Origin of the sequence: Paraburkholderia caffeinilytica (assembly GCF_003368325.1) — a bacterium.
GTDB classification, from domain to species: Bacteria; Pseudomonadota; Gammaproteobacteria; order Burkholderiales; family Burkholderiaceae; genus Paraburkholderia; species Paraburkholderia caffeinilytica.
Genome location: NZ_CP031466.1, coordinates 1718577 through 1743095 on the forward strand (window position 1 = coordinate 1718577; position 24519 = coordinate 1743095).

At 63.4% G+C, this 24519-nt stretch carries 23 protein-coding genes; 13 read left to right on the forward strand and 10 right to left on the reverse strand.

What is annotated here, in order from left to right:
• Positions 1-24: 24 nt before the first annotated feature.
• The 3 genes from DSC91_RS07635 to DSC91_RS07645 form a co-directional block, all read right to left on the reverse strand.
• The gene (locus DSC91_RS07635; protein ID WP_115777563.1) at positions 25-1083 is read right to left on the reverse strand and encodes a lipase secretion chaperone; all 1059 of its coding nucleotides are present in this window, start codon (positions 1081-1083) and stop codon (positions 25-27) included.
• A 4-nt stretch (positions 1084-1087) separates the two neighbouring features.
• Positions 1088-2182 carry a triacylglycerol lipase gene (locus DSC91_RS07640; protein ID WP_115777564.1) on the reverse strand — a complete coding sequence of 365 codons (1095 nt, stop codon included), beginning with the start codon at positions 2180-2182 and terminating at the stop codon, positions 1088-1090.
• A 105-nt stretch (positions 2183-2287) separates the two neighbouring features.
• Positions 2288-3223 carry an AraC family transcriptional regulator gene (locus DSC91_RS07645; protein WP_115777565.1) on the reverse strand — a complete coding sequence of 312 codons (936 nt, stop codon included), beginning with the start codon at positions 3221-3223 and terminating at the stop codon, positions 2288-2290.
• A gap of 207 nt (positions 3224-3430) precedes the next feature.
• On the opposite strand from DSC91_RS07645, the gene DSC91_RS07650 reads away from it, so the two are divergent.
• Positions 3431-4357 (forward strand): NmrA family NAD(P)-binding protein, encoded by a 927-nt coding sequence (locus tag DSC91_RS07650; protein ID WP_115777566.1) that lies wholly within the window; start codon positions 3431-3433, stop codon positions 4355-4357.
• Positions 4358-4915: 558 nt separating this feature from the next.
• On the opposite strand, the gene ribA is transcribed toward DSC91_RS07650, so the two are convergent.
• Entirely contained in the window at positions 4916-5566 is a 651-nt protein-coding gene (ribA, locus tag DSC91_RS07660; protein WP_115777568.1) for a GTP cyclohydrolase II, read from the reverse strand.
• Positions 5567-5845: 279 nt separating this feature from the next.
• Between ribA and DSC91_RS07665 the strand changes: the two genes are divergently transcribed.
• Entirely contained in the window at positions 5846-6289 is a 444-nt protein-coding gene (locus DSC91_RS07665) for a CBS domain-containing protein (protein WP_115777569.1), read from the forward strand.
• Between the two features lie 287 nt (positions 6290-6576).
• Here DSC91_RS07665 and DSC91_RS07670 read toward each other — a convergent pair whose 3' ends face one another.
• Both DSC91_RS07670 and DSC91_RS07675 read right to left on the reverse strand, forming a co-directional pair.
• Positions 6577-6921 (reverse strand): DUF4148 domain-containing protein, encoded by a 345-nt coding sequence (locus DSC91_RS07670; RefSeq protein WP_115777570.1) that lies wholly within the window; start codon positions 6919-6921, stop codon positions 6577-6579.
• Between the two features lie 272 nt (positions 6922-7193).
• Complete coding sequence (locus DSC91_RS07675) at positions 7194-7841, reverse strand: DNA-3-methyladenine glycosylase (protein ID WP_115777571.1); 648 nt, start codon at positions 7839-7841, stop codon at positions 7194-7196.
• Between the two features lie 397 nt (positions 7842-8238).
• Here DSC91_RS07675 and DSC91_RS07680 point away from each other — a divergent pair, with 397 nt between their 5' ends.
• Together DSC91_RS07680 and DSC91_RS07685 are read left to right on the forward strand one after the other, a co-directional pair.
• Positions 8239-8607 carry a BON domain-containing protein gene (locus tag DSC91_RS07680; protein ID WP_115777572.1) on the forward strand — a complete coding sequence of 123 codons (369 nt, stop codon included), beginning with the start codon at positions 8239-8241 and terminating at the stop codon, positions 8605-8607.
• 429 nt (positions 8608-9036) lie between these two features.
• Positions 9037-10119: a calcium:cation antiporter gene (locus tag DSC91_RS07685; protein ID WP_115777573.1), complete on the forward strand. Its 1083-nt coding sequence runs from the start codon at positions 9037-9039 to the stop codon at positions 10117-10119.
• Positions 10120-10166: 47 nt separating this feature from the next.
• Here DSC91_RS07685 and DSC91_RS07690 read toward each other — a convergent pair whose 3' ends face one another.
• On the reverse strand, positions 10167-11060 hold the full coding sequence (locus tag DSC91_RS07690) for a LysR substrate-binding domain-containing protein (RefSeq protein ID WP_115777574.1): 894 nt from the start codon (positions 11058-11060) through the stop codon (positions 10167-10169).
• A gap of 548 nt (positions 11061-11608) precedes the next feature.
• On the opposite strand from DSC91_RS07690, the gene DSC91_RS07695 reads away from it, so the two are divergent.
• From DSC91_RS07695 to DSC91_RS07725, 7 genes are all read left to right on the forward strand, one after another.
• Positions 11609-12703, forward strand: coding sequence for an ABC transporter substrate-binding protein (locus DSC91_RS07695; RefSeq protein WP_115777575.1), 1095 nt, complete (start codon positions 11609-11611; stop codon positions 12701-12703).
• Positions 12700-13683, forward strand: a complete 984-nt coding sequence (locus tag DSC91_RS07700) for an ABC transporter permease (protein WP_115777576.1) — start codon at positions 12700-12702, stop codon at positions 13681-13683. Before DSC91_RS07695 ends, DSC91_RS07700 begins: the two co-directional genes overlap by 4 nt.
• Complete coding sequence (locus DSC91_RS07705) at positions 13680-14585, forward strand: ABC transporter permease (RefSeq protein WP_115777577.1); 906 nt, start codon at positions 13680-13682, stop codon at positions 14583-14585. Before DSC91_RS07700 ends, DSC91_RS07705 begins: the two co-directional genes overlap by 4 nt.
• Before the next feature lie 49 nt (positions 14586-14634).
• Positions 14635-15708, forward strand: coding sequence for an ABC transporter ATP-binding protein (locus DSC91_RS07710; RefSeq protein WP_115777578.1), 1074 nt, complete (start codon positions 14635-14637; stop codon positions 15706-15708).
• A gap of 94 nt (positions 15709-15802) precedes the next feature.
• Positions 15803-16627, forward strand: a complete 825-nt coding sequence (locus DSC91_RS07715) for a transporter substrate-binding domain-containing protein (protein ID WP_115777579.1) — start codon at positions 15803-15805, stop codon at positions 16625-16627.
• A 119-nt stretch (positions 16628-16746) separates the two neighbouring features.
• Positions 16747-17496, forward strand: coding sequence for an amino acid ABC transporter permease (locus tag DSC91_RS07720; RefSeq protein WP_115777580.1), 750 nt, complete (start codon positions 16747-16749; stop codon positions 17494-17496).
• Positions 17497-17498: 2 nt separating this feature from the next.
• Complete coding sequence (locus DSC91_RS07725; RefSeq protein WP_115777581.1) at positions 17499-18155, forward strand: amino acid ABC transporter permease; 657 nt, start codon at positions 17499-17501, stop codon at positions 18153-18155.
• A gap of 127 nt (positions 18156-18282) precedes the next feature.
• Here the strand turns inward: DSC91_RS07725 and DSC91_RS07730 are convergent, their stop codons facing one another.
• Genes DSC91_RS07730 through DSC91_RS07740 form a run of 3 tightly spaced genes read right to left on the reverse strand, consistent with a single transcriptional unit; the run spans position 18283 to position 22276 of the window.
• Entirely contained in the window at positions 18283-19563 is a 1281-nt protein-coding gene (locus DSC91_RS07730) for a c-type cytochrome (protein WP_115777582.1), read from the reverse strand.
• 12 nt (positions 19564-19575) lie between these two features.
• On the reverse strand, positions 19576-21819 hold the full coding sequence (locus DSC91_RS07735; protein WP_115777583.1) for a xanthine dehydrogenase family protein molybdopterin-binding subunit: 2244 nt from the start codon (positions 21817-21819) through the stop codon (positions 19576-19578).
• Position 21820: 1 nt separating this feature from the next.
• Positions 21821-22276 carry a (2Fe-2S)-binding protein gene (locus tag DSC91_RS07740; RefSeq protein WP_115777584.1) on the reverse strand — a complete coding sequence of 152 codons (456 nt, stop codon included), beginning with the start codon at positions 22274-22276 and terminating at the stop codon, positions 21821-21823.
• Between the two features lie 430 nt (positions 22277-22706).
• On the opposite strand from DSC91_RS07740, the gene DSC91_RS07745 reads away from it, so the two are divergent.
• Together DSC91_RS07745 and DSC91_RS07750 are read left to right on the forward strand one after the other, a co-directional pair.
• On the forward strand, positions 22707-23105 hold the full coding sequence (locus tag DSC91_RS07745) for a hypothetical protein (protein WP_115777585.1): 399 nt from the start codon (positions 22707-22709) through the stop codon (positions 23103-23105).
• 470 nt (positions 23106-23575) lie between these two features.
• The gene (locus DSC91_RS07750; RefSeq protein WP_115777586.1) at positions 23576-24394 is read left to right on the forward strand and encodes an alpha/beta fold hydrolase; all 819 of its coding nucleotides are present in this window, start codon (positions 23576-23578) and stop codon (positions 24392-24394) included.
• Positions 24395-24519 lie beyond the last annotated feature (125 nt).

The window sequence follows — 24519 nt, forward strand, 5'->3', positions numbered from 1 at the left end:
CCGAGCCGCCTTGCGATAGCGGGTTCAGTTTGCTGACGCGCTGCCGCGATCGAGCGACGCCGCCCGCATCGCGTCGCTCGGATTGGTGAAGAACTGCTGGCGCAACTGCGCGATCTGCGCATCGCGTTGCTGAGGCGGCAAATCCTGTTTGCCGATCTGCGCGCGTTGGTTCGAGTAGTCCGCGTAGCGGGCTTGCCAGGCGTCGTCGGCCTGCTGCATCTGCAAGACGCGTTGCGCCGCTTCAGGCCCGAGTGTTTGCGTGATCTGCGCGCGCATCGCGTCGAGCGAACCGCCCTGCTTCTGCGCCTGGCTGATCGTGTCGAGTGCGGCCTGCTGCTCGCGTGCCCGTTCGTGGGCCGCGCGTGCTTCCGGTGGCTCGGCCGCGTCTAGTCCGGCAAGACGCGCCGCTTTTTGCGCGGTGCTCAACGAGCCGTCCGACGCGATGCGCAGATGCGCCAGATCCCTATGTTGCTGCTGCGATTCGGCGCCGAAGAACGGCTCGTTCCATTCGCCCATCAGCCGGTTGCCTAAGGCGTCGCACTGATCGAGCGAGAGTTGCAGCGCGTCGAGGTCCAGCTTTGCGCCGCTTGGGCCTTGGGTTGGCGAGGGCTGTAGCGACGAGCCGAGCGCCGTCCGATAAGCGTTGTAGCGCTGCCAGACGGTCACCGCTTCGTCGGCGGCCGGCGTGCCGTCGAGCTGCGCGGCGATCTGCCGACGCACTAATGCATCGAGCGTCGCCGCCGGGATTTCATTTTGCGCCGTCAGGAAGTAGTCGAAGAAATCCCGGACCGCACGCGAGCGCATGAGGTGGCCGCGGCCATCGGTTGGCAGATGCGGTGGCGACGAACCGTCGAGCGAAGCGGGCAATCCGCCGGCCGTCGACGCACCGGTGGCCATGTCCTTGCCCGAGGCGAGCGCTGGTTGCGCAGAACTCGCCGCATTCACCACCCGCATCGCCGCCACATCACGCGCGGGCGGCGGCCGGTTCAGCCACAATGCCGCACCGGCCGACACCGCGCCCACCGCCACGAAAACCAGCCACTGACGCCTCGCACTGCCGCGCTGCCGCTCCAGTCGCCGCATCCGTTCACACGCCTTGCGTCTTCAGTCGGTTTGCCTGCGTGCGAATCACGGCCACCGGATCCGCTGCATTCGCGCCGCGCACGCCGAGCAACTGATTGATCTCGTCGAGATGGTTCCACTTATAGCGGGTGCCGAGCACCTTGCCGTAGAGCGCGCTGCACACCGAGACGAGTCCATCGTTCTGCCCCGATTGGCGGCTCAGCATGATGGCGCCTGTGCCGTACAACACGAGTGTCGACGGATCGAGGACGTTGGCGGAATCGACTGGCGCGACACTGGTGTCGGTGGCGCCGGGGATGCCGAGTAAAGAGGTGGGCTGAATCGCACTGCCCGCCCACGAGTACAACAGATGCGTGTTGCCGTTGACGGTTTCCGTCGCCGCACCGGTTTGGCACGAACCCGGCGCACCGAGGCCGGCGCTCGGATAGCGCAAGTTGTAGGCTGCGGCGTTGGCCGTGGTCAGCGTCTGCAGCGCGGCGACCGCATTCTGGTTGGTGTTGTTATTGCTGCTCGTCAGGATGCCGAAACTATTTGCGAACGCGCCGATGATCGGTGTCGAAAGACCGGTCGGATCCTTTTGCAACGCGTCCTGCGCGAAGTCGGCGAACTCCGAGCCGCGATGCGGCGTGCCGATCGTGGTGACCGACGCCACGAGTTCCGGCGCCACCGCCGCCACGTAGCGCGAGGTCAAACCACCCTGGCTGTGGCCGATCAGGTTCACCTTCTGCGCGCCGGTCGCCGCCAGGACCTGCTTCACGTAGGCGAGCAACTGTTCGCCACGGCCGTTCGGTCCGTCGTCGCTCTGAAAGCCCGACAGGTTCGCCACATAGACGGTTGCGCCGTGCTGCTGGAGGTCGGACTGAATGCCGTACCAGTAGTCGAGTACGCCGAGATATTTGTCGGTGCCTGCAAGCCCGTGAACGAGGATGATCGGATAGCGGGTTGCCGCGTAGTCGTCAGTGCTTGCATTCGACGTCGCGGCAACTGCGCGATCGATACCGGCGGGTGTGACGAGTGTCAGAAGAACGGCGAGCGGCGCATTGGCGACAGCAGCCGCGATCGCCCAGGCGACGATGCGAGAACCCTTCGATTTCGACATGTAACGGCCTCCGGTTGCGAAGTCCGCATATTTAGCTATACAAATCGACCGAGGGCAATAGAGCGGGAACTCCAAACTGTTTATGCTGCAGCCGGTTTTCAGGGTTTATCGCGGTGTTGCGATGCGGCGAGCATGGAAGGAATCGAGTTCGATAATGCTGTGTGGATTCGCGCTTGACCTGACCAACTCTCGCGGCGTAATGCCCAACAACCGCCCCATCCAATGCGCCATATGACTCTGATGCGCGAAGCCCGTCTCCAGCGCGATCTGACTCGCGCTCAACTTGCCTTGGAGCAATAACGCCCTTGCCCGCTCCACTCGCCTTTGCACCACGTACTGATGCACCGGCATGCCAAGTGTCTCGCGAAACAGCACCTTGAAATGCGGGACACTCAATTCGGCGTGCGTCGCCAGTTCGCCAAGCGTGAGACGCTGATCGAGGTGCGCTTCGATAAACTCGATCACGCGCGCCGCGGTCTTCGGCGCAAGCGTGCGACGCTTGTTCTCGAGTCTGTCGAGCACCGGTGCGTTGCCGATCAGACGCACCACCATTGCCGTGCAGAGGCTTTCGGCGTAGAGCGGATCGGACGCATCGTCCGCTTCGAGTTCCGCGCGTAACGCCCAGGCCAGATGCTGAAAGCGCGGGTCGCGCATCTGGAGTTGCGGACGAAGCCGCGCTTCGCCCGTCTTCAATTCCAGTTGTTCGATGGTCCTCCGCGCGAAGTCTTCGCCGATCCACACACTGAAAATCGTGCAGGCGGCTTCATCGGTCCACTGCCCGTCGACGCCCGCGGGAATCACATCGGCATCGCCATGCGCCTGAATCCGCGAGTAGCGGCGCTCACTGCATATGCAACGCGCCCTCACCGGCGCGCCGACATGCACGCCCACGCGATGATGCTTGAGCGCGGGAATCCGGTGCAGCCCGGCCGACACGTTGACCAGCTCCGCACCAAAGCCCTGCCAGCCGAGCGCCTTGCTCGAGAGCAACGTAATGCGGGAACCACTGTGCGGCTGCGGTATCGGTGTCGCGGCATTCATTGCTTTCCCTCTCGATGGCGGACAGTATGTGTGCATTGTGCTGCGTTTTTTACTCTTTCGCTTGGGCTCACAGCGCCTCGACGCACGTGCTGCGCAGTCCCACGGAAAAACAATCATCCGAATCTGCGCACGACGATCCGTGCCCGCGCGTTTCTCCCTGCCCGCCTCCTTAAGATGGCCGCATACCGACCCAGCAAGGAGCTCAACGTGTTTGTGATCTTTGGAGCAGCAGGCAATGTAGGCAGAGTAAGCGCGGCGGCGTTGCGCCGGGCAGGCCGCGAAGTACGCGCGGTCGTGCGTAACGGCAAGCAAGGCGACACGCTGGCGGCAATCGGCTGCGAAATCGCCATCGCCGATCTGCTCGATCCAACCTCTGTCGCACGCGCTATCGAAGGGGCGTACGGGGTACAGATACTGTGTCCGGTGCCGCACGCGAACGCCGATCCCTCAACCACGATGCGGCGCATGATCGACGTGAGCGCGGACGCCTTGCGCGCCAACCCGCCGCACCGCCTGCTCGCGCTGTCCGACTACGGCGCGGAACACCCGAGCGGCACCGGCATCACGACGCTCTTCCACTACCTCGAAACGCAACTCGCGCCTGTTGGCTCGCAGTTGACGTTTCTGCGCGCAGCCGAACACATGCACAACTGGGCGCGCATGCTGCCGGTCGCGCTTGCCAGAGGTGTGCTGCCAAGTCTGCATCATCCGTTGAGCAAGCTGTTTCCGACAGTCGCCGCACACGATGTCGGGCTGCTGGCCGCCGAATTATTGCTCGACGACAGACCGGCGAAGATGTCGCCACGGGTGGTGAGCCTCGAGGGTGAGGCGCGCGTCAGCGCGCTAGACATCGCGCGCACGCTCGGTGAATTGGCGCACCGGCAGATTGCGGCTCATGAAGTGCCGCGAGGCGAATGGGCCGCCATGCTGCAAGGCGCGGGACTCAGCGAAAACCACGCGCGTCTCATTACGGATCTGTACGACTCACACAACGCGGGTCGCATCGACGTCGAAACGGAGGTCAGCGAGCGGCGCTTCGGCGCGACCGCGCTAGTGGACGTGCTTGCGTCGATCCTGGCGCGCATGGCTGAAACTGCGACGGCAACTGGAACTGCAACTGCGACGGCACGCTGAACCGCACTCGCGATAGGAGAAACGGCATGCATACCTGCCCTTTACTGCGCGCATCGATGGAGTCCAGGAAAAGCACGACGCCTCGCATCCCGCAGACACGCGGAACGACGGACACCCGCTACTGGATGACTATCCCGGCAGGTCTCGCGGGATTGATTGGCTGGCGAGCGCTTCGGGACATACTCAACGCGATTCCCGATAGCAACGACGACTTTGGTTTATTCTGACTCGCCGCAACCAGGCCCGGTTCGAAGCCGGATGTCGCGCACGAGAGGTTCGCACATTTGCAGCGTTATCTGGAAACGCCGGACGGTTCGCGTTGTGTTTGATGCTGAGTTGGAAAACCCCATCGAGCAGCAGCAACAGGAGTGGCAATCCATATCGAACAATTTTGCACAGTTCGTTCGAGCGAGGCAGTAAAGAGACACGCCCTATCTACCCCGAAGGTGCACGCTGGATACGTAAAAGCCCCTCGGCATAACGGCTCAACTCATTGACGAAATCGACGCCAAAGCACCGGTCACCGTTTGCAAAAGGTGGCCGGCGCGTACGCGTCAATTATTCGTTTTCGTCGAAGTAGTGCCCAAACTTCAACTGTTTGGTGCGGATATAGCGCTCGTTTTCTTCGCGCATCGGAATCGCCAGCGCGACCCGCTCGCATACCGGAATGCCGTGTTTCGACAGCGTGTCGAATTTTTCCGGATTGTTGCTCATCAGGCGCACCGAGGTGACCTTGAGCGTGCGCAAAATGCCCGCCGCCGAATCGTATTCGCGCGAGTCGTCGGGCAAGCCGAGATCGAGATTGGCCTCGACGGTGTCGCGGCCCTGCTCCTGCAGCGCATACGCGCGAATCTTGTTCGACAACCCAATGCCGCGCCCTTCGTGGCCGCGCAGATACAGCAGCACGCCGCAGCCTTCCGCCGCGATATAGCGCAGCGCCAGATCGAGTTGTTCGCCGCAATCGCAGCGATAAGAGCCGAGCACGTCGCCCGTCAGGCACTCGGAGTGCAGGCGCGTCAATACGGACGACTGGTTGGCGACATCGCCCATCACGAGCGCAAGATGTTCGGCGCCGCTTTCGGCCACGCGAAACACATAGGAGGTAAACGTGCCGTAGCGCGTGGGGAGCGTGGCGGTAGCGTCGAGAACGACGCATTCGCCGTTGGTTGCGCCGTCTGCTGCTTGCGACGGATCGTGAGACGTGAGCATGGCGTTGGACAATGGTGCTGACATGAACCCGATCAAACCGGGAATAAGGTGTGGACTGGGAGTTTACCGCTAATCGGCACAACGCATCGGATGTCCATGCACCGCGCAAGGAACCGTGCGACGGCGCACCGCTCGCGAGCATCGAATGAGACCGGACATGCCGCGCGCCACAGGTATTCCCGAAGTACTTCGGCCGCGCGTCGCGCCTATACTGGAATAGCCTGTCCCTCACGACAGCGCGCCGCCTCGGCGTGCTGCACTGCGAAACGGAGCCGCTCCATGACAAGCGTTGCACAGCTTCTTAAAACGAAACCGAACAACACCATCGTCTACACGGTCGGGGCCGACGATTCCGTCTACGAGGCGATCAAGCTGATGGCTGAAAAGGGTATCGGCGCACTGGTCGTGACAGACGGCGACAGCATCGCCGGGATTGTCACGGAGCGCGACTATGCGCGCAAAGTCGTCCTGATGGACCGTTCGTCGAAGGCCACGCCGGTGCGCGACATCATGAGCAAAGCCGTGCGCTTCGTCCGTCCCGACCAGACCACCGACGATTGCATGGCCCTGATGACCGAACGGCGCATGCGCCACTTGCCGGTCATCGACAACGACCGCCTGGTGGGCATGGTATCGATCGGCGACCTGGTGAAGAACATCATCGCCGAGCAGCAATTCACGATTCAGCAACTCGAGTTCTACATTCACGGCGAACGGCCCTGAGGGTCGCTGCCTGTCGCAGCCCGCGGCGGTCCGCACTGCGATTCGGGCGTCGCACGCTGGCGGAACAGCACGCAAAAAAAGCCCAATCCTTGAAAAAGGTTGGGCAAAGCTACCTTGCGGCAGCGGAGGTTCCTGAATTGTGGGCCGCGAGAATGCGCGGCGCATAAAGTGCGCATACCCCTGAACGCGTCATATCTCGGATTGCCTGCCAACTGCAGAACGTGCGCTCGCGTGTTGCACGCACGCCCTGCTTCGATCTGATCGACGACCGGCCGGCCGCAACCGGCCTAGTTACCGAAATAGACGGCCTTCGGGCCCGACATCGGCTGCACGACGCCACCCGATTGCGACGAACCGCTCACCGCGCCACCGTATCCGCTGGTATCCGCGACCGGCTCCTGCGTCTGCGCGACGGCCGGATTTTGCGCCTGCACACGGCTTTCGGCGGCTTGCGCATCAGCCGGATAGTTCGGGTCGTTGCTCGCGGCCGGGTTGTAGCCCGCTTGTTCCAGCTGGATCAATTGATTGCGGACTTCCGCGCGGGTCGCGGGCTGGTCGGCCGATTGAGCGAACGAAGCGACCGGGGCGGCGAGAACGGCTGCAATAGCGATTGCCTTGATGAGCGATTTCATGATGACTTACCTCCAGATCTGATTTTTGCTTCGCTTGTCGCACGATGCGAGAAGCGAGTCGTTTCAGTCTAGTCACCCGAACATCGCGGGAAAACCCTTAATTGCGAGATAGATAATTGTTCAAAACGCAAGAATGCGGCGGAACTAACGAACAAAGATCGTCCAAGCCGTCGATTTACCGTAATAATTGTCGGAATCGTAACCTTTGTGTCTGATGTTTCGAAAATGCTGCTCCATTGAGCGTGTTTTGCCGCATTGCTTGACGTCAGTAGTCAGATTTGCGCACGCGTCAACGTGTCGGCATGCGGCGGCAGCAACAATTTTCGGGGCCCGCTGACGAACGCGCTGCCGGGTTCGAAAAACCGTAACGGCCGATGCATTTCGCGCGACAAGCCGATACGCGTCGTCACGCCGACCGGCACATCCCCGCTCTCTATCACGCCGATCCACAAGCCGCGCCCGGTGCAAAGATCGCGACCGTCGAACGACTGATCGATGCCCAACGCTACGGTAAGCCGGCCGGGACCGCGCGTGAGATCGCGCAGCGGCACGCCCGGCCGCCGCGCTTCCATCAGGGGCAAACCTTCCAGCGGCTCGATGGCGCGCAGCAGAATCCCGGCGCCAACCTCCTCCGCTTCCGCGGACATGTTCAGCATGTACGAAAGCCCGTACGTGAGCCGGATATAAGCGTGGCCCGGGGCGAGAAACATCGAACCGTTGTACGGGCGGCGGCCTTGAAAAGCATGGCTGGTCGAATCGCCGAGCGGATAAGCCTCGGTTTCGACAATCCGGCCGCTGATACGGCCTTCAGGGAGGTCGTGCACCAGATATTTGCCGACCATGAAACGCGCCAGCGCGACGGTATCGAGCGGCAAATCGTCACGCAGCAATGGGAGGATAGGCAAAGGCTGCTTTGGCATGCGATCCGGACGGAGGTCGTTAAGCGCAACGCGCGGGGTTCGATGGATGTGCGGCCTGGCGGCGCAGACGCGCCCACGACCGCGCCACCCGCTCCGCATCAAGTGGTAGAGCGCCATCGGTCTGCCTTCATCGGCCCAGGCGTTGTACCAAAACCTCATTTCCGGGCAGCTACGCGTTCACCATGGCACTAATTGGAGTATCGTGTGTTTCCGGCTTGCAGGACAGCCTTTGCCGGCATGCGTGTGCTTAGGCGCGCCTGATCAGCTTACAGATTGCAAGAAGTTGCACGACCGCAGCAACGTTCCATTCAGATTTGATCCCGAAGTACCCGCTGGTGCAGTACACCGGCCCATTCCGGGGCCGTCGTATGTATTCATGACAATAGGAGAGAGTTGAATGAAAGCATTCCAGGCAATCAAGATGGTCGGCGGCGCGCTGATCGTTCTGGCGTCCATCAACGCGTACGCACAAAGCAGCGACGCTGCAGCTCCGGCGGCCCCTATGGCCGCTTCGTCCGCGGCTGGCGGTGCCAAGGCGGTCAAGAAAGCCGATCGCGCATTGGGACGCAAAGTGCGCACCGCGTTGTCGAAGACCAAGGGCCTGAGCGTGGCCAACATCACCGTGCGTGCGCGTAGCGGCGCAGTGACGCTGGCCGGCACGGTGCCTGAGCAGCCGCAGGTCGACCTGGCAACCCAGACCGCGCAAGGCGTGCCGGGCGTGACGTCGGTCAAGAACGCACTGACGATCCGTCCGGTCGGCCAGTAATCGCGTTAGACAGTCGTCACGCGACACCCGGGCGCGCCGCCTCATCACGAGGCGGCGCGCCCGGACCCAAACATCCGGTTTCTTTCCCTGAAGCGGCAACCCGGCTGTTGTCGGCCGATGGTGTTTCGTCCATCGAAACCACGCTGCATTTTCCGCGCAATCCCGCGTCGCTCAATCCATCCAATCCTTCAGATGCAGAACAGCCGTCGGTTGTCTTGCCGTCCCCGCCACTGCGTCTGCACAATCCGTAGCGCGGACGGACGAAACCTCGTCCGCCGCAAACTATCCTTTATAATTTAATGTGTTATCGCACATTGTTGACAGAATGGTTTGGCATTCGCGCTCGCTCCCGAGTCTCGTCGGCGCCGTCCGCGCGCGCCGCGCCAGTCCGGCACAAGCCACAGAACACGCCATGAAAGGAGGCTCTGAATGACCACGCCCGCGACCGGTTTGCCCCGCTGGACCATTGCCTCGCCCTTCGCCGCCTGGATCGTGCTGGGCGTCGCGTATACCTTGCCGGGCAACGGACTGCTGCTCGCGCTCATCGGCGTCGCGCTGTGCGCCGCCGTGTTCACGGCCGTGCACCATGCGGAAGTGGTCGCGCATCGCGTCGGCGAGCCGTTCGGGACCCTGGTGCTGGCGGTGGCCGTCACGGTGATCGAGGTCGCGCTGATCGTCTCGGTCATGCTGACGTCCGGCCCGGAAAAGGCCGGGCTCGCACGCGACACCGTATTCGCCGCGGTGATGATCGTCTGCAACGGGATCGTGGGTATTTGCCTGCTGGTGGGCGGCATCCGGCATCGCGAGCAGGACTTTCAGAGTCGCGGCGCGGCGGCTGCGCTGGCGGTGCTCGCGTCGTTGTCCGTGTTGACGCTGGTCATGCCGAACTACACGACGACCAGCGCCGGCCCGCTTCTGTCGTCGTCGCAACTGGCGTTTGCGGGGGTGTCGTCGCTGGTGCTGTATGGCGTGTTCGTGTTCGTCCAGACCGTGCGGCATCGCGACTACTTTCTTGCCGGCGTCCCCGACGAGGACGTCCATGCCACCCCGCCGAGTATCGGTGTGGCGCTGGTCAGCGGCGGCTTGCTGGTGGTGTGCCTCGTCGCGGTCGTATTGCTGGCGAAGGTGCTCTCGCCGGTGGTCGAAACCGCGGTGAAGAACGCGGGTGCGCCGCCCGCGGTGGTCGGCATTATCATCGCCGCGCTGGTGCTGCTGCCCGAAGGACTCGCTGCCGTGCGCGCGGCGCGGGCCGATCGCTTGCAGAACAGCCTGAATCTCGCGCTCGGCTCAGCGCTGGCCAGCATCGGGCTGACCATTCCAACGGTCGCCGCGGTGTTCTTGTGGACCGCCCAGCCGCTCATCCTCGGTATCGACGGCAAGGAAACCGTGCTGCTGGCGCTCACGCTGGTTGTCGGCACCCTGACGCTCAGCACCGGACGCACGACGATCCTGCAGGGCGCCGTGCATCTGTCGCTGTTCGCGGCGTATCTGTTTCTGTCCTTCGCGCCCTGAAGATAGGCTCAGGGTCCACGCCCACCTCAAACGGCGGCCGCCCGCGCCTACTCCTCCCAGTGCGCCGCAATCCAGTCGCGAAACAGATTCAGCTTCTGCTGATGCGCGACTGAATCCGGATACACGAAGTAATAGCGCCAGCCGGTCTTGAGCACCGTATCGAACGGCCGCACGAGACGCCTCGCCGCAACGTCTTCGTCGATCAAGGCAAGATCGCTGATGGCGACACCGAAGCCCTGCAAAGCGGCGTTGGTCGCCATGTCGAGCGTGTCGAAGCTCGGGCCGTGCCCGGCGTCGATACCTTGCGTGTTCGCGGCATCCACATCGCTCACCTTGGCGAGCCACATCTTCCAGTCGCGATGGTCGCGCGTTGGATGCAGCAGCGTGTGGCGCGCCAGATCCGCCACCTCGTCCAACGGTTTGTCTTTCAGCAGATCGGGCGCGCACACCGGCGTCAGACGCTCCTCGAACAAGGGCACCGCCTGCACGTCCACGCCCGGTGACGAGCCGTAGATGATCGCCGCGTCGAACGGCTCGAGCTGGAAATCGACGTCGTGCTGCCAGGTCGTGGTGATCTGCACGTGCAGCTCGGGATACTCGGCCTGAAAGCGCATGATCTTGGGCAACATCCAGCGCATCACGCAGGTCGGCACTTTCAATGCGAGATCGGTACGTTGACGCGTGAGGCGCAGCGATATCTCCTCGATGCGCGCGAAGCTCTCCTTCACGGCCGGCAGCAGCAACTCGCCTTCGGCGGTCAGCGTCAGACCTTTTGCGTGGCGTTTGAAGAGCGGGAACTTGTAGTAGTCCTCGAGCGCGATGATTTGCCGGCTGACCGCGCCTTGCGTCAGGCACAGGTGGTCGGCGGCGCGCGTGAAGCTGCGATGCCGCGCGACGGTTTCGAAAATCTGCAGCGCATTGAGCGGCGGGAGACGTCGCATCGGGATAGTCCAGTCCGGGATCAGGAAAAGTCATTGCCCGGGCGTGCGGCATGGCGTGCCGTCGCGCCCTTGAGCCCACAGGATACGCGATCAGAATGTTCCGCAGGCGTTGCGCGCGGACAAACGCACATGCATTCCGCTCATGACCTGCACGTCGATTCAGGCCTGGGCGCCCCCGCTTGCACCGACTCAGGGCACATCCCGCCGGACACCGCACCAGAACCGAGCTTTCCTCATACCTCCTTCAAGCCCGCCGACGTCAATCGATCATGGACGTTAACCCCGATACGCCACTGGCTTGGTCTTCCCACGGATCGCAGCAAAGCTGCTGCTAGCGTCGCACGACAGCCGACCCATGAGATTCCGTCATGCGCGCCATGCGCATATTTCGTTTGTTGGAGGATTTTGGCAAACCTAGAGTGCATCAACACGCAGCGCACCCGGCATTGCGTGAAACCGGGTAAGACCGGCAGCGCAAATGGGCGATGCAGCGGCAGCGGTCAGAGCGAATATCACCAGGCAACAGGCGTTCAACACAGGAGACCGCCATGCAAGAGATCAAACGGGGTAGAAGGCAGGCCATCAAGACGATCGGCGCGGCACTCGCGGCGTCCACCTTGCCGATGCCGTTCATCAATCTGCGGGCGCAGGAGCACAACTTCTCCGGCAAGACACTGCGCCTCCTGACCTGGTCGGACGACACCGGCGCCGCCGCCCTGCGCAACATCGCCGCCACGTTCACGGCGAAGACCGGCGCGAAGGTCGTCGCCGATCGCGCCGACGGCACCTCCGGCATGGTCGCCAAGGTCAAGGCCGCGGGCGATCGTCCCACTTACGACGTCATCACGCTGGCCGGCGTCGGCGCGGCGGGTCTGGGCGACGCCGGCCTGCTGATGAAGCCCGATCTCGACAAGCTGCCGAACCTGAAGGAGGTCGCGCCGCAATACCGCACGGGCGCGAACGGCTTCGGCGTGGGTTATCTGCTGTGGTCGGACGGTTTGATCTACAACACGTCGACGGTCAAAACGGCGCCGTCTTCGTACGAAGCACTATGGGACCCGAAGTACGCCGGACGCCTGTTCCTGCCGCCGCCCGAATGGGCCGAAGCGGTGGACCTCGCGATCATCGCCGCAAAAATGAGCGGCGGTTCGCAACAGAACATCGAGCCGGGCTTCAAGAAGCTGATGCAGTTGAAGGACCACGTGATGACGCTCGGCGAGAATCCGAATCAGGTAGCCGATCTGTTCCGCACCGGCTCGCTCGATATTGGCGGCATCTATTCGCCGGCCTTTTTCCCGGACCAGATCCGCAAGCCCGAGTACAAGATGGGCGTGACCTACGGCATGAAGGAAGGTTTCGCCACGCAACTGATGTTCACGGTGATCCCGAAGTCGCATCCGGGCGACAGCGATCTGATCCACGCCTTCATCAACCATTCGCTCGACGCCGGCGTGCAAGGCCGCATGGCTGCCGACGTGCTGAACGGCCCGGTCAATTCGAAAGCGGTGATTCCGGCCGAAAGCCGGGCGTTCGTGCCGAGTCCGCAGCAGATCGCCGAGAAGGCGATCCTGCATGACGACAAGGCGCTCGCCGTCGTGCAGCCGGCGTGGATCAAGCGCTACACCGATATTTTCTCGGCATGACCACGATGCTCGCGCGCTTTTCGCGGCGTGCCCCGTCTGCGTCGGGCGCGGCGACGGACGATGCGCCGGGCGCGGCTGCCGGTTCGCCCGGCGCCGCATCCCGCGCACCGGACGAGCAGGCGTCCACGGCGCTCGCGAAAGCGCGCCCCTGGCTTCTGCTCGCGCCGATCCTGTTATTTCTCGCCATCCTCGGCGCGGCCGCGCTCGTCGTGCTGCGCATGAGCTTCGGCACGCAAGGCAACGAATGGCGCGGCTTCACGCTGCAGAACTATGCCGATCTCCTCGACGGCTATTTCCTGAAGTCGTTGTGGCTCACATTGAAGCTCGCGTTCCAGAGCATGGTCTGCGCCGTGCTGCTGGCGATTCCCGTCGCGTTGGCGATGGCGCGCACGCAGTCGCGGCTCGCGCGGCGGTTGTTGCTCGCGGGCGTGCTGCTGCCCTTGCTCGTCAATCTGCTGCTGCAAGGTTATGGCTGGCTGATCATTCTCGGCCCAGCGGGCCTGCTCAATCACGCGCTGCTCGGCAGCGGCCTCGTCGAGCGTCCGGTGATGTGGCTGTATCGCGAACACGGCGTGTTGCTCGGTTTGATTCAGACGGCGTTTCCACTGGCCGTGCTGCCTTTGTCGAGCGCGATGCGCGCGGTCTCGAGCTCGTATGAAGAAGCCGCGGCCACGCTCGGCGCGACACGCTGGCAAACGCTGCGCCATGTGCTGCTGCCGCTCGCCATGCCGGGTCTCGTGTCCGGCGCCCTGCTCGTGTTCGCGTACAACGCCAGCGCCTTCGCCGTACCCTTGCTGCTCGGCGGACGCCGCGTGCCGATGCTCGCCGTGCTGGTCCACGACCAGGTCGCGCCCCTGCTGAACTGGCCCGCCGCTTCCGCATCCGGTGTCGTGCTGATGATCGCGACGCTCACCGTGATGGCGCTGTCGCAGCGGCTCGTGCGCCGTACGCAACGTCTCGCCGAGGAGCCTCACGCATGAGCACGCCGATCCAGACGCCCTTGACGCGTCCCCCACGTTCACCGCATTCACCACGTTCACCGCGCCAGCCGCGTTTGCCGATCACCATGCCCGGCCAGCTCGGCAAGGCCACCGCGCTGCTGGCCGCCATCGTGCTGTTTCTCGCGGCGCTGCCGATCCTGACGATGATCGCGATGTCGTTCAGCGCGGCCGACACGCTCGAATTCCCGCCGCACGCCTACGGCCTGCATTGGTACCGCGCGGCCTGGCACAGCTTTGTCTCGCCGGATGCAAGCGACACCCTCTCGATGGGCGCCGCGCTCAGCACCAGCCTGATCGTCGCACTTTCGACAATGGTCATCGCCACGCTCGTCTCGGTGCCCGCCGCCTACGCACTGAGCCGTTACCGTTTTCGCGGCAAACCCGCAGTCGAACAACTGGTGGCGTTGCCGCTCGTCTATCCGCTGGTGATGCTCGGCTTGTCGCTGCTGCTGGTGTTCAACGTGCTGCCGGTCGAACTCGGCGTTTTCCGCCTGATCATCGCGCACGTGATTCTGGCGCTGCCGTTCACCGTGAAGAATTGTGCGGCGTCGGTGGCCTCGATCGGACCTGAGTTCGAGGAAGCGGCCTGCGTGATGGGCGCAAGCCCGACCCGCGCACTGGTCGACGTGATCCTGCCGCTGATGCGCCCCGGCATTCTCGCCGGCATGCTGTTCGCGTTCATCGTCTCGTTCAACGAATTCACGGTGACCTTCTTCCTGTACGGCATCGACACGATGACGCTGCCGGTGTGGCTCTACAGCCGCACGGTGTCGTCGCTCGATCCGACCGTGTTCTGTTTCGCCGTTTTCATCGTCGCGATCGACTTCGCGCTGATCTGGCTGCTCGAAAAACTGATCGGCGACGAAGGGGTGGCGCTTTGATCACCCGTTCGATTCGCGCTGTGCCGATGCCTTTTTGCTGGAGCATTCGATGACCCATCTAAGCTTGCAGGCCGTGACCAAGCGCTTCAACGCGGCCTATGCCGTCGACAGCGTCGATCTGAGCGTGCCCGACGGCAAACTGGTGTGCTTTCTCGGGCCGTCCGGCTGCGGCAAGACCACGCTATTGCGGATGATCGCCGGGCTGGAAACGCCGAGCTCCGGCAGCATCGATTTCGCCGGCCGCGACGTCACGCATTTACCGGCGAACCAGCGCGACTTCGGCATGGTGTTTCAGTCGCTCGCGCTGTTTCCGCATATGACGGTCGCGCAGAACGTCGCGTATCCGCTCAAGCTGCGCAAGACCGCTAAAGACGCGCAAGCGCGCCGCGTCGCTGAATTGCTGGAGCTGATCCAGTTGCCGCATATGGCGAACCGGCCGGTCACGCAACTCTCCGGCGGCCAGCGGCAACGCGTGGCGATTGCGCGCGCGATCGCCTCGCAACCGAAACTGCTGCTGCTCGACGAACCGCTCTCCGCGCTCGACGCCAAACTGCGCGAAGCCATGCAGGTCGAAATCCGCCTGCTGCAACAGCGCCTCGGCATCACGACGATCATGGTGACGCACGATCAGCGCGAAGCGATGACGATGGCCGACGAGATCGTGGTGATGGAGAAAGGCCGGATTGCGCAGGTCGGCAAGCCGCTCGATATTTATCGCGATCCGGTCAGCGAGTTCGTCGCCGACTTCATCGGGCTCGGCAACATCCTGCCGGTCACTTATGACGGCGCAGGCGGCGTCAGCCTGCCGGGCGGAAGGCGCATTGCGGTTGCGCAGCCGGCGCGGATGCCGGAATCCGGCAGCGATATCCGTCTGCTGATCCGGCCGGAAGACGTGTGCGTCAAAGCAGCGGCCGGCGATGCCGGGCAGAACCGCCTCGCGGGCACGGTGACGTTTATCCGCGATGTGGGGGCGTCGCTCGAAGCCACCATCGATTGCGCGGGATTCACGCTGACTGCCGCGACCACGCCGCGCGAAACGCCGGGGTTGACGCTCGGCATGCCGGTGTTCGCGGAATTGCCACCGCACGCGTGCAAACTGATCGCCGCCCGCGCGGCGCATTGAAGCAAGCGCGCCGCTGAAGCAAGGCAACGAAACGCGCCGCCGAAGCGTTCACAGAAACCCATTCCAATACCGAGTTTTCGACAGAGGAAAGACCATGAATCAGCCCCAAGTTGCCCAATCGAACGCACGCCGCGTCTTCGCCACCCTCGCCGCGACGCTCGCCTTCACCGGCCTCGGCGCACTGTGCGCGCTCCCGTCCACCGCGCATGCCGACGCGCTCGACAACATCGCCAAGTCCGGCACGGTGCGCATCGGCGTATTCGAGGACTACCCGCCGTTCGGCTCGATCGGCCCGGACATGAAGCCGATGGGCTACGACATCGACGTCGCCAATCTGATCGGCAAGGCGCTCAACGCGAAGGTCGAGCTCGTGCAGGTGACCGGCGACAACCGCATGGCCTACCTCGCCGACCACAAGGCTGACATGCTGCTTTCAGTCGGCCAGACGCCGGAACGCGAAAAGGTGATCGACTTCTCGCAGCCCTACGCGCCCTACTACCTCGCCGTCTTCGGCCCGAAAACGCTGCCCGTGAAGAACGCCGCCGACCTCGCCGGCAAGTCGATTTCGGTGGCGCGCGGCACGCTGGAAGACCTGAGCGTCACCAAGATCGCGCCGCCCAGCGCAACCATAAAAAGATTCGACGATCCTAACGGCGCAATTTCGGCGTTTCTTTCTGGTCAGGTACAGTTGATGGTAGTCGGCAACGATGTCGGCGCGACCATTCTTGCGCGTCATCCGGCGAACGATCCCGAGCAGAAGTTTTCGCTGTTCAGCTCGCCGGATCACGTCGGTCTGAACAAGAACGAGCCGCGTCTGAAGCAGAAAGTCGACGAAACGATTGCCAAGGCCCGCAAGGACGGCACCATGAATGCGATTTCGCAGAAGTGGCTGCGCGCGCCGCTGCCGGCCGATCTCTAAACCTTTTTTGCGCGGACTGGCCTGGCCGGTCCCTCAAGGGGACGTCCTGCCGGGCGCCTTCCAGGAGGCCTTTTCGGGTCGTCCGCGCCGGAGTTTGACCTCACGATGAGCGCCACGCCATGACTTATGCGTTCGATTTCAGCGGCTTCGGCCTTTATGCGGGGATGCTCGCGCGCGGCGTCGCCGTCACGCTGGGGCTGACCGCCGTGTCCACCGTGCTCGGCGGCCTCGTCGGCATTGCCGGAGCGAGCATCGCGGTGGCCGGCCCGAAGTGGGCGCGCTGGGTGATCGCGACTTATGTCGAGTTGATCCGCAATACGCCCTTCATCGTGCAGTTGTTCTTCGTTTTCTTCGGCTTGCCGAGCCTCGGCATTCATATCGACGAAGTGCAGGCCGCGATCCTGGCGATGACCGTCAATCTCGGCGCGTACGCGATCGAGATCGTGCGTGCCGGCATCGATTCGATTTCGCGCGGCCAGGTGCAGGCGGCGCAAGCACTCGGCCTGCATGGGCGCCAGGTGTTCCGCTACGTCGTGCTGCCGCAGGCGATCGCCAACGTGTTTCCCGCGCTGCTGAGCCAGGTCCTTATCGTGATGCTCGGCTCGGCGGTGGTCTCGCAGATCTCCGTGCCCGATCTGACCTATGCGGCCAACTTCATCCAGTCGCGCAACTTCCGCTCGTTCGAGAGCTACGTGATCATCACCGCGACGTATCTGGGCTTGTCGATCCTGTTGCGCCAATTGTTGAACCGGTTTGGCCGCGGACTGTTTGCCGGCCGCGCCGCGCGAGGGGCCGACAGCGCGCCGCGCAGCTGGCGCACCCGCCTGATGTGGCGCGCCGCCGCCCGCACTCTGCCGACGGAGCGCTGATCATGGTCGAATTCACACTGTGGGACATCGCCCGCAATCTGTTGCTCGCCGCCCGCTGGACGGTGTTGTTGTCGCTGATCGCGTTTGTCGGCGGCGGCATGGTCGGGCTCATCCTGCTCGCGATGCGCGTGTCGCCGTTGCCATGGCTGCGGAGGATCGTGGTGGTGTATGTGGAGGTGTTTCAAGGCACGCCATTGCTGATGCAGCTGTTTCTGGCGTTCTTCGGCCTGCCCTTGCTGGGCGTCGACGTCTCGCCCTGGGTCGCGGCGACCGTCACGCTGACGCTTTACACCAGCGCGTATCTGGTGGATATCTGGCGCGGCTGCGTGGAAGCCGTGCCGCGTGGACAGTGGTCCGCCGGAGCGAGTCTGGGCATGACGTTCGGCCAGCAACTGCGCTACATCGTCTGGCCGCAGGCGCTGAAGATCGCCGTGGCGCCGACCGTCGGCTTCCTCGTGCAGGTGGTGAAAAGCACGGCGCTCGCGTCGATCATCGGCTTCACGGAATTGACCAAGACCGGCACGATGATCACCAACGCCGCATTCCGCCCGTTTCCGATCTACGGCATGGTCGCGATGATTTACTTCGCGATGTGTTTCCCGTTGACCTGGTATGCGCGGGTGCTGGAAAAGCGGCAAAAGGTGGGGCAGCACCGGTGACTTGCCGTTGGCGGATCCTTGCCGAACGGAACGCCTGCCAACACGCTTAGCGGCCCTCACACGCATCCACAAAAAAGCGGCAACCGTTTCAGACGGTTGCCGCTTTTTTACTGCCGCCGCGATTGGGCTACTTCGCCGCCTGCGTCGACTTCCGCAACTTCGCCACGTCGTCCGCCGTGACCGCCGGCCCACGGTTATTCCACCCGGCCCGCACGAAGGTCAGCACATCGGCGATCTGCCGGTCGTTGAGCACCGGCGCGTACTTCGGCATCGGATACGGTGCGGGAATACCGCCGATCACCAGATCCTCCGTACCGTTCAAGGTCACGTTGATCAGCGACGACGGATCCTTCTCCAGCACGTTCGGATTCCCGGCCAGCGGCGCGAGCATCGGCGCAAAGCCGCGTCCATCGACGCCATGGCAGTGCATGCAATACGCCGTATAAACGCGCGCGCCGGCATCGTTCGCGGGACGGTTCAGCGATACCTTCGTCGCCTGCGGCTCGTACGTATACGGCGGCGCACCGCTGCCGCCCGCCGGCGGCAGCGACTTCAGATACGTGGACATCGCGGCGATGTCGGCATCGCTCATGCCCTGCGTGCTGTTGTTGATCACACTGGTCATCGAACCGAAGGCCGATGCGTGGCGATTGGCGCCGGTCTTCAGGAACGCCTGCAGATCCTGATCGTTCCAGCGGCCCAGGCCGACGTTGTGCTCGCCCGTCAGGTTCGCCGCGAACCAGCCGTCGAGCAGGCCGCCGCTCAGGAACGCGCTGCCGCTTTCATCCATCGCCTTCTCCTGGAACGCGATGCCGCGCGGCGTATGGCACGAGCCGCAGTGCCCCAGGCCCTGGATCAGATACGCGCCCCGGTTCCACGCGACATCCTTGCCCGGCTTGTCCTGATAGGCGCCCTTCTCCAGGAACACCATGTTCCAGAACTTCAACGGCCAGCGCATGTTCAACGGCCATTCGATGTCCGGTTCGCGATTCGCCTGCTGCACCGGTGCGACGCCGCTCATGAAGTACGCGTACAGCGCCTTCATGTCGTCGTCGTTGACCTTCGCGTACGACGGGTACGGCATCGCCGGATACAGGTTGTGGCCGTCTTTCGCGACGCCTTCGCGCATTGCTCTCGCAAAGTCCTCTTCCGTGTAATTGCCGATGCCGGTTTGCTGATCCGGCGTGATGTTGGTGGTGTAGATCGGGCCCATCGGCGTGGTCATCGCGAGGCCGCCCGCGAACGGCTTGCCCTTCGGCGCCGTATGGCAGGCGACGCAATCGCCGGCCTTCGCCAGATAGGCGCCGCGCTGTACCAGCGCCTGATCCGCCGCTTGCGCCGGACCTTGCGTCAGGAACGGCAATGCCACGCATAGCGCCGCACCGAAACCCTTGAGTGTGTCTTTCATGTTGGGCTCCAGTCAGGCGGTTTGTAGCTGACTGCCGACCGGCAATTGCCGCAGCCGCTTGCCGGTGGCCGCATAAATCGCGTTCGTCAGGGCGGGCGCGAGCGCCGCCGTGCCCGGTTCGCCGATGCCGCCCGGCGCCTCGCTGCTCTTCACGATATGCACCTCGATAGGCGGCGTTTGATCGATCCGCAGCATCCGGTAGTCGGTGAAGTTGTTCTGCTCGACGCGGCCGTCCTTGATCGTGATCTCGCTATAGAGCGCGGCCGTGATGCCGAAGACGATGCCGCCCTGCACCTGCGCTTCGATCGTGTTCGGATTCACCACCATCCCGCAGTCGACCGCGCACACGACCCGCTTCACGGCCACCTCGCCCTGATCGACCGCCACGTCGACGACGATCGAGAAGAAGCTGCCGAACGCGTGCATCACCGAGACGCCGCGCCCTTGACCCTTCGGCACCGCGCTGCCCCAGTTCGCCGCCCGCGTGGCGGTATTGAGCACGTTCAGCGCGCGCGGCGTCTTGCCCAGCAGATCCTGGCGGTATTTGACCGGATCGACTTTCGCCTGCGCGGCGAGTTCGTCGATAAAACTCTCGACCACGAAGGTGCCGCGCGTCGGTCCCACGCCGCGCCAGAACGCCGTGGGCACGGCGTGCGGCTCCTGGCGCACATAGTCGACCAGTTGATTCGGCAAGTCGTACGGCAGGTCCGAGGCGACTTCCACCGCATCCGGGTCGAGACCGTTCCTGAAGGCGGGCGGCGCGAAACGCGCCAGGATCGACGAACCGACAATCCGATGCTGCCAGGCGACCGGCTTGCCGTTCGCGTCGAGGCCGGCGGAGATCCTGTCGTAGTAGTACGGCCGGTACATGTCGTGCTGGATGTCCTCTTCGCGCGTCCACAGCACCTTCACCGGCGTCGATACCTGTTTGCCGATCTTGACCGCCTGCGTGACCATGTCGAACTCGAGCCGCCGGCCAAAGCCGCCGCCGAGCAGATGGTTGTGCACCACAATCTTGTCCGCGGGCAAGCCGGTGACGGCGACCGCCGCGTCGACCACCCGCGTCGGCACTTGCGAGCCGAGCCAGATGTCGCAACCGTCGGGCCGCACGTGGACCGTGCAGTTGATCGGCTCCATTGTGGCGTGGGCGAGGAACGGCTGCTGATACACGGCGTCGACGCGTGTCTTCGCGTTTGCAAACGCGTTGTTCACATCGCCGTCTTTACGCGCCACCGCACCGTTTCGCTGCGACGCATTGGCGAGATCGTCGACGATCTGTTTCATGCCGATCTTCGCGCCCGCGCCTTCGTTCCATTTGATATCGAGCGCCTGCAAACCGCGTTTGGCGGCCCACGTGTGATCGCCGATCACGGCGACCGCGTTATCGACCTTGACGACCTGACGCACGCCGGGGATCTTCTTCGCGTGGGTATCGTCGACGCTGGCGAGCGTGCCACCGAACACCGGACAGTTCGCAATGGCCGCATAGACCATGCCGGGCACGCGCACGTCCAGTCCGAACATCGCCGTGCCGTCGACCTTCTCCGGCGAATCGAGGCGCTTAACCGCCGTGCCGATCACCTTGAAGTCTTTCGGGTCTTTCAACTTGACGTTCTGCGGCGCGGGCAATCCGGCGGCGGCGTTCACCAACTGACCGTAGCCGATGCTGCGATTGCTCGCCGCATGCCTCACCTGCCCGGCTTCTGCATGACAGCTTGCCGGATCGACCTGCCATTGCTGCGCGGCGGTGCTGATCAGTACGGTGCGTGCTGCCGCGCCGGCTCGGCGCATCGGCTCCCACGCATAGCGGATCGATGTCGAGCCGCCCGTGAGCTGGCCGCCGAGCAGCGGGTCCATGAAGAGCTTTTCGTTCGGCGGCGCATGGTCGAGGGTGACCGAGTCGAGCGGAACTTCGAGTTCTTCGGCGATCAGCATCGGGATCGACGTGTAGACGCCTTGCCCCATTTCGACCTTCGGAATCACCAGCGTGACCTTGCCGGCCGTGTCGATCTGGATGAAGGCATTCGGCGCGAACACGCCGCTGTGTGGCGCTTCGTCGGCATCGCCGCCGATCACCGATTTGCCGGCCTTCTGGTCCTGACTGACGGCAGGCATGCTGAAGCCGAGCAGCAAGCCGCCGCCGGTTGCCGCGCCTACCGTGACGCCGAATTTGAGGAACGTGCGGCGCGATATAGCACCTTTGCCGCCCTTCGATGGTTGCGCGCGGTTTTGCGAATCGAGCAATCCCTGGGACATGTCAGGCCCCCTTCGCGGCTTGCCGGATCGCCGCGCGGATGCGGTTGTACGTTCCACAGCGGCAGATGTTGCCGGCCATGGCGGCGTCGATATCCGCGTCGGTCGGATTGGGATTGCTCGCGATCAGCGAGGCCGCCGACATCACCTGCCCCGACTGACAGTAGCCGCATTGCACGACGTCCAGCTGACGCCATGCCTGCTGCACCTTCTGCCCGGCCGGCGTGCTGCCGACCGCTTCGATGGTGGTGATTTTCCGGTCGCCGACCGCCGCCGCCGGCAGCACGCACGAGCGCACCGCGACGCCATCGAGATGCACGGTGCACGCGCCGCATTGAGCGATGCCACAACCGAACTTGGTGCCGGTCAAGCCGACGAGGTCGCGTAACACCCACAACAGGGGCATGTCGGGCGGCGCGTCGACGGTATGGGTCTGGCCGTTGATGTTGAACGTTGTCATGAGCGGCTCCGGTGGGGTTTATTCTTTATCAGTCTGTTTAGACAGAGACGTCGAACCAAAACGCAAAGACTTGCCGTGTTTATTCGATACGCCGTGCTAATACGTCATGCGGCCACAGTTCAATGCGTGCAGTAGATGATGCGCAGCGCGAGTGCGCCGGAAAGGACCTGGAAATTGTAGCCGCGGATAAAGAAGTTCGCAGAAAACGCGCATATGTCCTGGCGCCGGAAGAGACCCGGCCGCCGCCCGTGCCGGAAGCAGAACGGGCTGCGGACCAATGCGTTACCATTGCCGCATCGGCCTGATCTGACGCGCTTTGCATGCGCGCATCGATCTTGTTGATGCATCTTCGCGCGATTTTGTTAGCATGGATCTGGCTTGACCCGATCGCCCGGCCTGAACCGGCATGACTATCCGAAGGAGCGGCAAGATGAACGACCAGCAATGCATTCAATTCCTCTCGGAGATTCGCAAACCGCTATTGGCGCTGCATAAGTCGATCCTCGATCACGAGCGCGCAGCGTATGAAAAGGAATTCGGTCCTGTGACCCCGGCGGCCTTCCTGCAGGTGCTCATCAACGGCTCGGGGTTCCGCTGGCTCACGCCGCTTTCCACCGTCATCGCGAATGTCGACGAAATTCTCGACGATAAGGAAGCAGACGCCGCCGACCGGCTCGCCGCAGCCGAAGCCGTCTCCGGCCTCTTTTCTCCCGAGCAACCCGACAACGCATTCCTGCCGCGCTATTTGCCGCTGCTGCAAGCCGACCCGGCGATCCTGCATCACCACGGCCAGGTTTCGCAATTACTGCGCGGCATTGAAGCGAAGTAGCCGGCGGCGCGTTACTTCGCGTGGCGCTTCGTTGACGTTGGCTGAAGGTCGTCGCCATGCTTGAAGGCAGCCGCGCTGCGTTCGGTGATGGCGGCGCCTTCGGCTCCCGAATTTACTCACCATTGCCGGGCGCACATTCCGGTGGTTCACGTGTCGTCTGGTTGAAGTCTTGCTGAAAGCAGAATCGACTCGCCCTTGACGATTACCAGGTGTCTCGAACCCAGCCAACGCAAAAACACCTTATTTCAAGGTGATTTATGCTCGTTTCGTAATAGTGCGCTATGTCTGCACCGTTCACCGTTCGATCCGGCGACGCCCGGAGGCACAATTTTTTGAATTTGCCTGGCTTTGCTGACTAAATCAAAGGTGAGCTTTTGCGGGAGGCTTTCAGAGGATGCGGCGACAAACGGATCAGCGCGCTCCGGCGCGTCCTGCTAAGGTAAGAAGACTTTCTTGCAACGTTCCCCGCCATGCAAAACTGGCCGCTTCCCGAAAGCTATACGTTCCGCGATCAAACCGTGCGCTTTCGCGTGACCGGTAACGGTCCGCCGCTGGTGCTGGTTCACGGCACACCGTTTTCTTCTTACGTCTGGCATCGCATCGCGCCGTATCTCGCACAGATTCGCACCGTCTATTACTACGACCTGCTTGGCTACGGCCAATCCGAACAACGCGACGCTCAGGACGTCTCGCTCGGCGTGCAGAACGTGCTGCTGGCGGAATTGCTCGCGCATTGGCAACTGACGAATCCGGACGTCATCGCGCACGATTTCGGCGGCGCGACTTCCTTGCGCGCGCACATCATCGACGGGTGCGACTATCGCAGCCTCACGCTAATCGATCCGGTCGCCGTCGCGCCATGGGGTTCGCCGTTCGTGCAGCACGTGCGCGAACACAGCGCGGCCTTCGCCGGGCTGCCGCCGTATATTCACGAGGCGGTGGTGCAAGCCTACGTGCGCGGCGCGATTGCTCGCGACATTCCGGACGAGGAACTCGCTCCTTATGTGGCGCCGTGGCTCGGTCCAACGGGACAAGCCGCGTTCTACCGCCAGATCGCCCAAATGGATCAGCGCTACACCGACGCGGTCGAAACACGTTATTCGCAGATGCGTTGCCCGACGCAAATCCTGTGGGGCGAAGACGATCAGTGGATTCCGCTCGAGCGCGGCCGGCAACTGGCGGCGGTCATCCCCGAGGCCCGCTTTCAGCCGGTGCCCAGGTCCGGTCATCTGATGCAGGAAGATGCGCCCGAAGCGATCGTCGCGGCGGCATTGCGGTGGTTCGATTGAAGGAAGGCGTGTAGCCGTTGGCCGATCTGTACAGTCGTGACCTGGGCGCGTGGATGTGACAAGGCAGCGCTCGCGGCAAACAATTTGCCGCGAGCGCTGCTTGTGTAGCGAGGACGAAAAATCGC

What these genes read in the sequence shown, in the direction of transcription:
- DSC91_RS07730 (WP_115777582.1), bottom strand. Translation starts at nt 19,563, where the DNA reads ATGAAAGACACACTCAAGGGTTTCGGTGCGGCGCTATGCGTGGCATTG.
- DSC91_RS07700 (WP_115777576.1), top strand. Translation starts at nt 12,700, where the DNA reads ATGACCACGATGCTCGCGCGCTTTTCGCGGCGTGCCCCGTCTGCGTCG.
- DSC91_RS07640 (WP_115777564.1), bottom strand. Translation starts at nt 2,182, where the DNA reads ATGTCGAAATCGAAGGGTTCTCGCATCGTCGCCTGGGCGATCGCGGCT.
- DSC91_RS07680 (WP_115777572.1), top strand. Translation starts at nt 8,239, where the DNA reads ATGAAAGCATTCCAGGCAATCAAGATGGTCGGCGGCGCGCTGATCGTT.
- DSC91_RS07685 (WP_115777573.1), top strand. Translation starts at nt 9,037, where the DNA reads ATGACCACGCCCGCGACCGGTTTGCCCCGCTGGACCATTGCCTCGCCC.
- DSC91_RS07670 (WP_115777570.1), bottom strand. Translation starts at nt 6,921, where the DNA reads ATGAAATCGCTCATCAAGGCAATCGCTATTGCAGCCGTTCTCGCCGCC.
- DSC91_RS07735 (WP_115777583.1), bottom strand. Translation starts at nt 21,819, where the DNA reads ATGTCCCAGGGATTGCTCGATTCGCAAAACCGCGCGCAACCATCGAAG.
- DSC91_RS07705 (WP_115777577.1), top strand. Translation starts at nt 13,680, where the DNA reads ATGAGCACGCCGATCCAGACGCCCTTGACGCGTCCCCCACGTTCACCG.
- ribA (WP_115777568.1), bottom strand. Translation starts at nt 5,566, where the DNA reads ATGCTCACGTCTCACGATCCGTCGCAAGCAGCAGACGGCGCAACCAAC.
- DSC91_RS07715 (WP_115777579.1), top strand. Translation starts at nt 15,803, where the DNA reads ATGAATCAGCCCCAAGTTGCCCAATCGAACGCACGCCGCGTCTTCGCC.
- DSC91_RS07745 (WP_115777585.1), top strand. Translation starts at nt 22,707, where the DNA reads ATGAACGACCAGCAATGCATTCAATTCCTCTCGGAGATTCGCAAACCG.
- DSC91_RS07695 (WP_115777575.1), top strand. Translation starts at nt 11,609, where the DNA reads ATGCAAGAGATCAAACGGGGTAGAAGGCAGGCCATCAAGACGATCGGC.
- DSC91_RS07645 (WP_115777565.1), bottom strand. Translation starts at nt 3,223, where the DNA reads ATGAATGCCGCGACACCGATACCGCAGCCGCACAGTGGTTCCCGCATT.
- DSC91_RS07710 (WP_115777578.1), top strand. Translation starts at nt 14,635, where the DNA reads ATGACCCATCTAAGCTTGCAGGCCGTGACCAAGCGCTTCAACGCGGCC.
- DSC91_RS07675 (WP_115777571.1), bottom strand. Translation starts at nt 7,841, where the DNA reads ATGCCAAAGCAGCCTTTGCCTATCCTCCCATTGCTGCGTGACGATTTG.
- DSC91_RS07635 (WP_115777563.1), bottom strand. Translation starts at nt 1,083, where the DNA reads ATGCGGCGACTGGAGCGGCAGCGCGGCAGTGCGAGGCGTCAGTGGCTG.
- DSC91_RS07665 (WP_115777569.1), top strand. Translation starts at nt 5,846, where the DNA reads ATGACAAGCGTTGCACAGCTTCTTAAAACGAAACCGAACAACACCATC.
- DSC91_RS07740 (WP_115777584.1), bottom strand. Translation starts at nt 22,276, where the DNA reads ATGACAACGTTCAACATCAACGGCCAGACCCATACCGTCGACGCGCCG.
- DSC91_RS07725 (WP_115777581.1), top strand. Translation starts at nt 17,499, where the DNA reads ATGGTCGAATTCACACTGTGGGACATCGCCCGCAATCTGTTGCTCGCC.
- DSC91_RS07750 (WP_115777586.1), top strand. Translation starts at nt 23,576, where the DNA reads ATGCAAAACTGGCCGCTTCCCGAAAGCTATACGTTCCGCGATCAAACC.
- DSC91_RS07720 (WP_115777580.1), top strand. Translation starts at nt 16,747, where the DNA reads ATGACTTATGCGTTCGATTTCAGCGGCTTCGGCCTTTATGCGGGGATG.
- DSC91_RS07690 (WP_115777574.1), bottom strand. Translation starts at nt 11,060, where the DNA reads ATGCGACGTCTCCCGCCGCTCAATGCGCTGCAGATTTTCGAAACCGTC.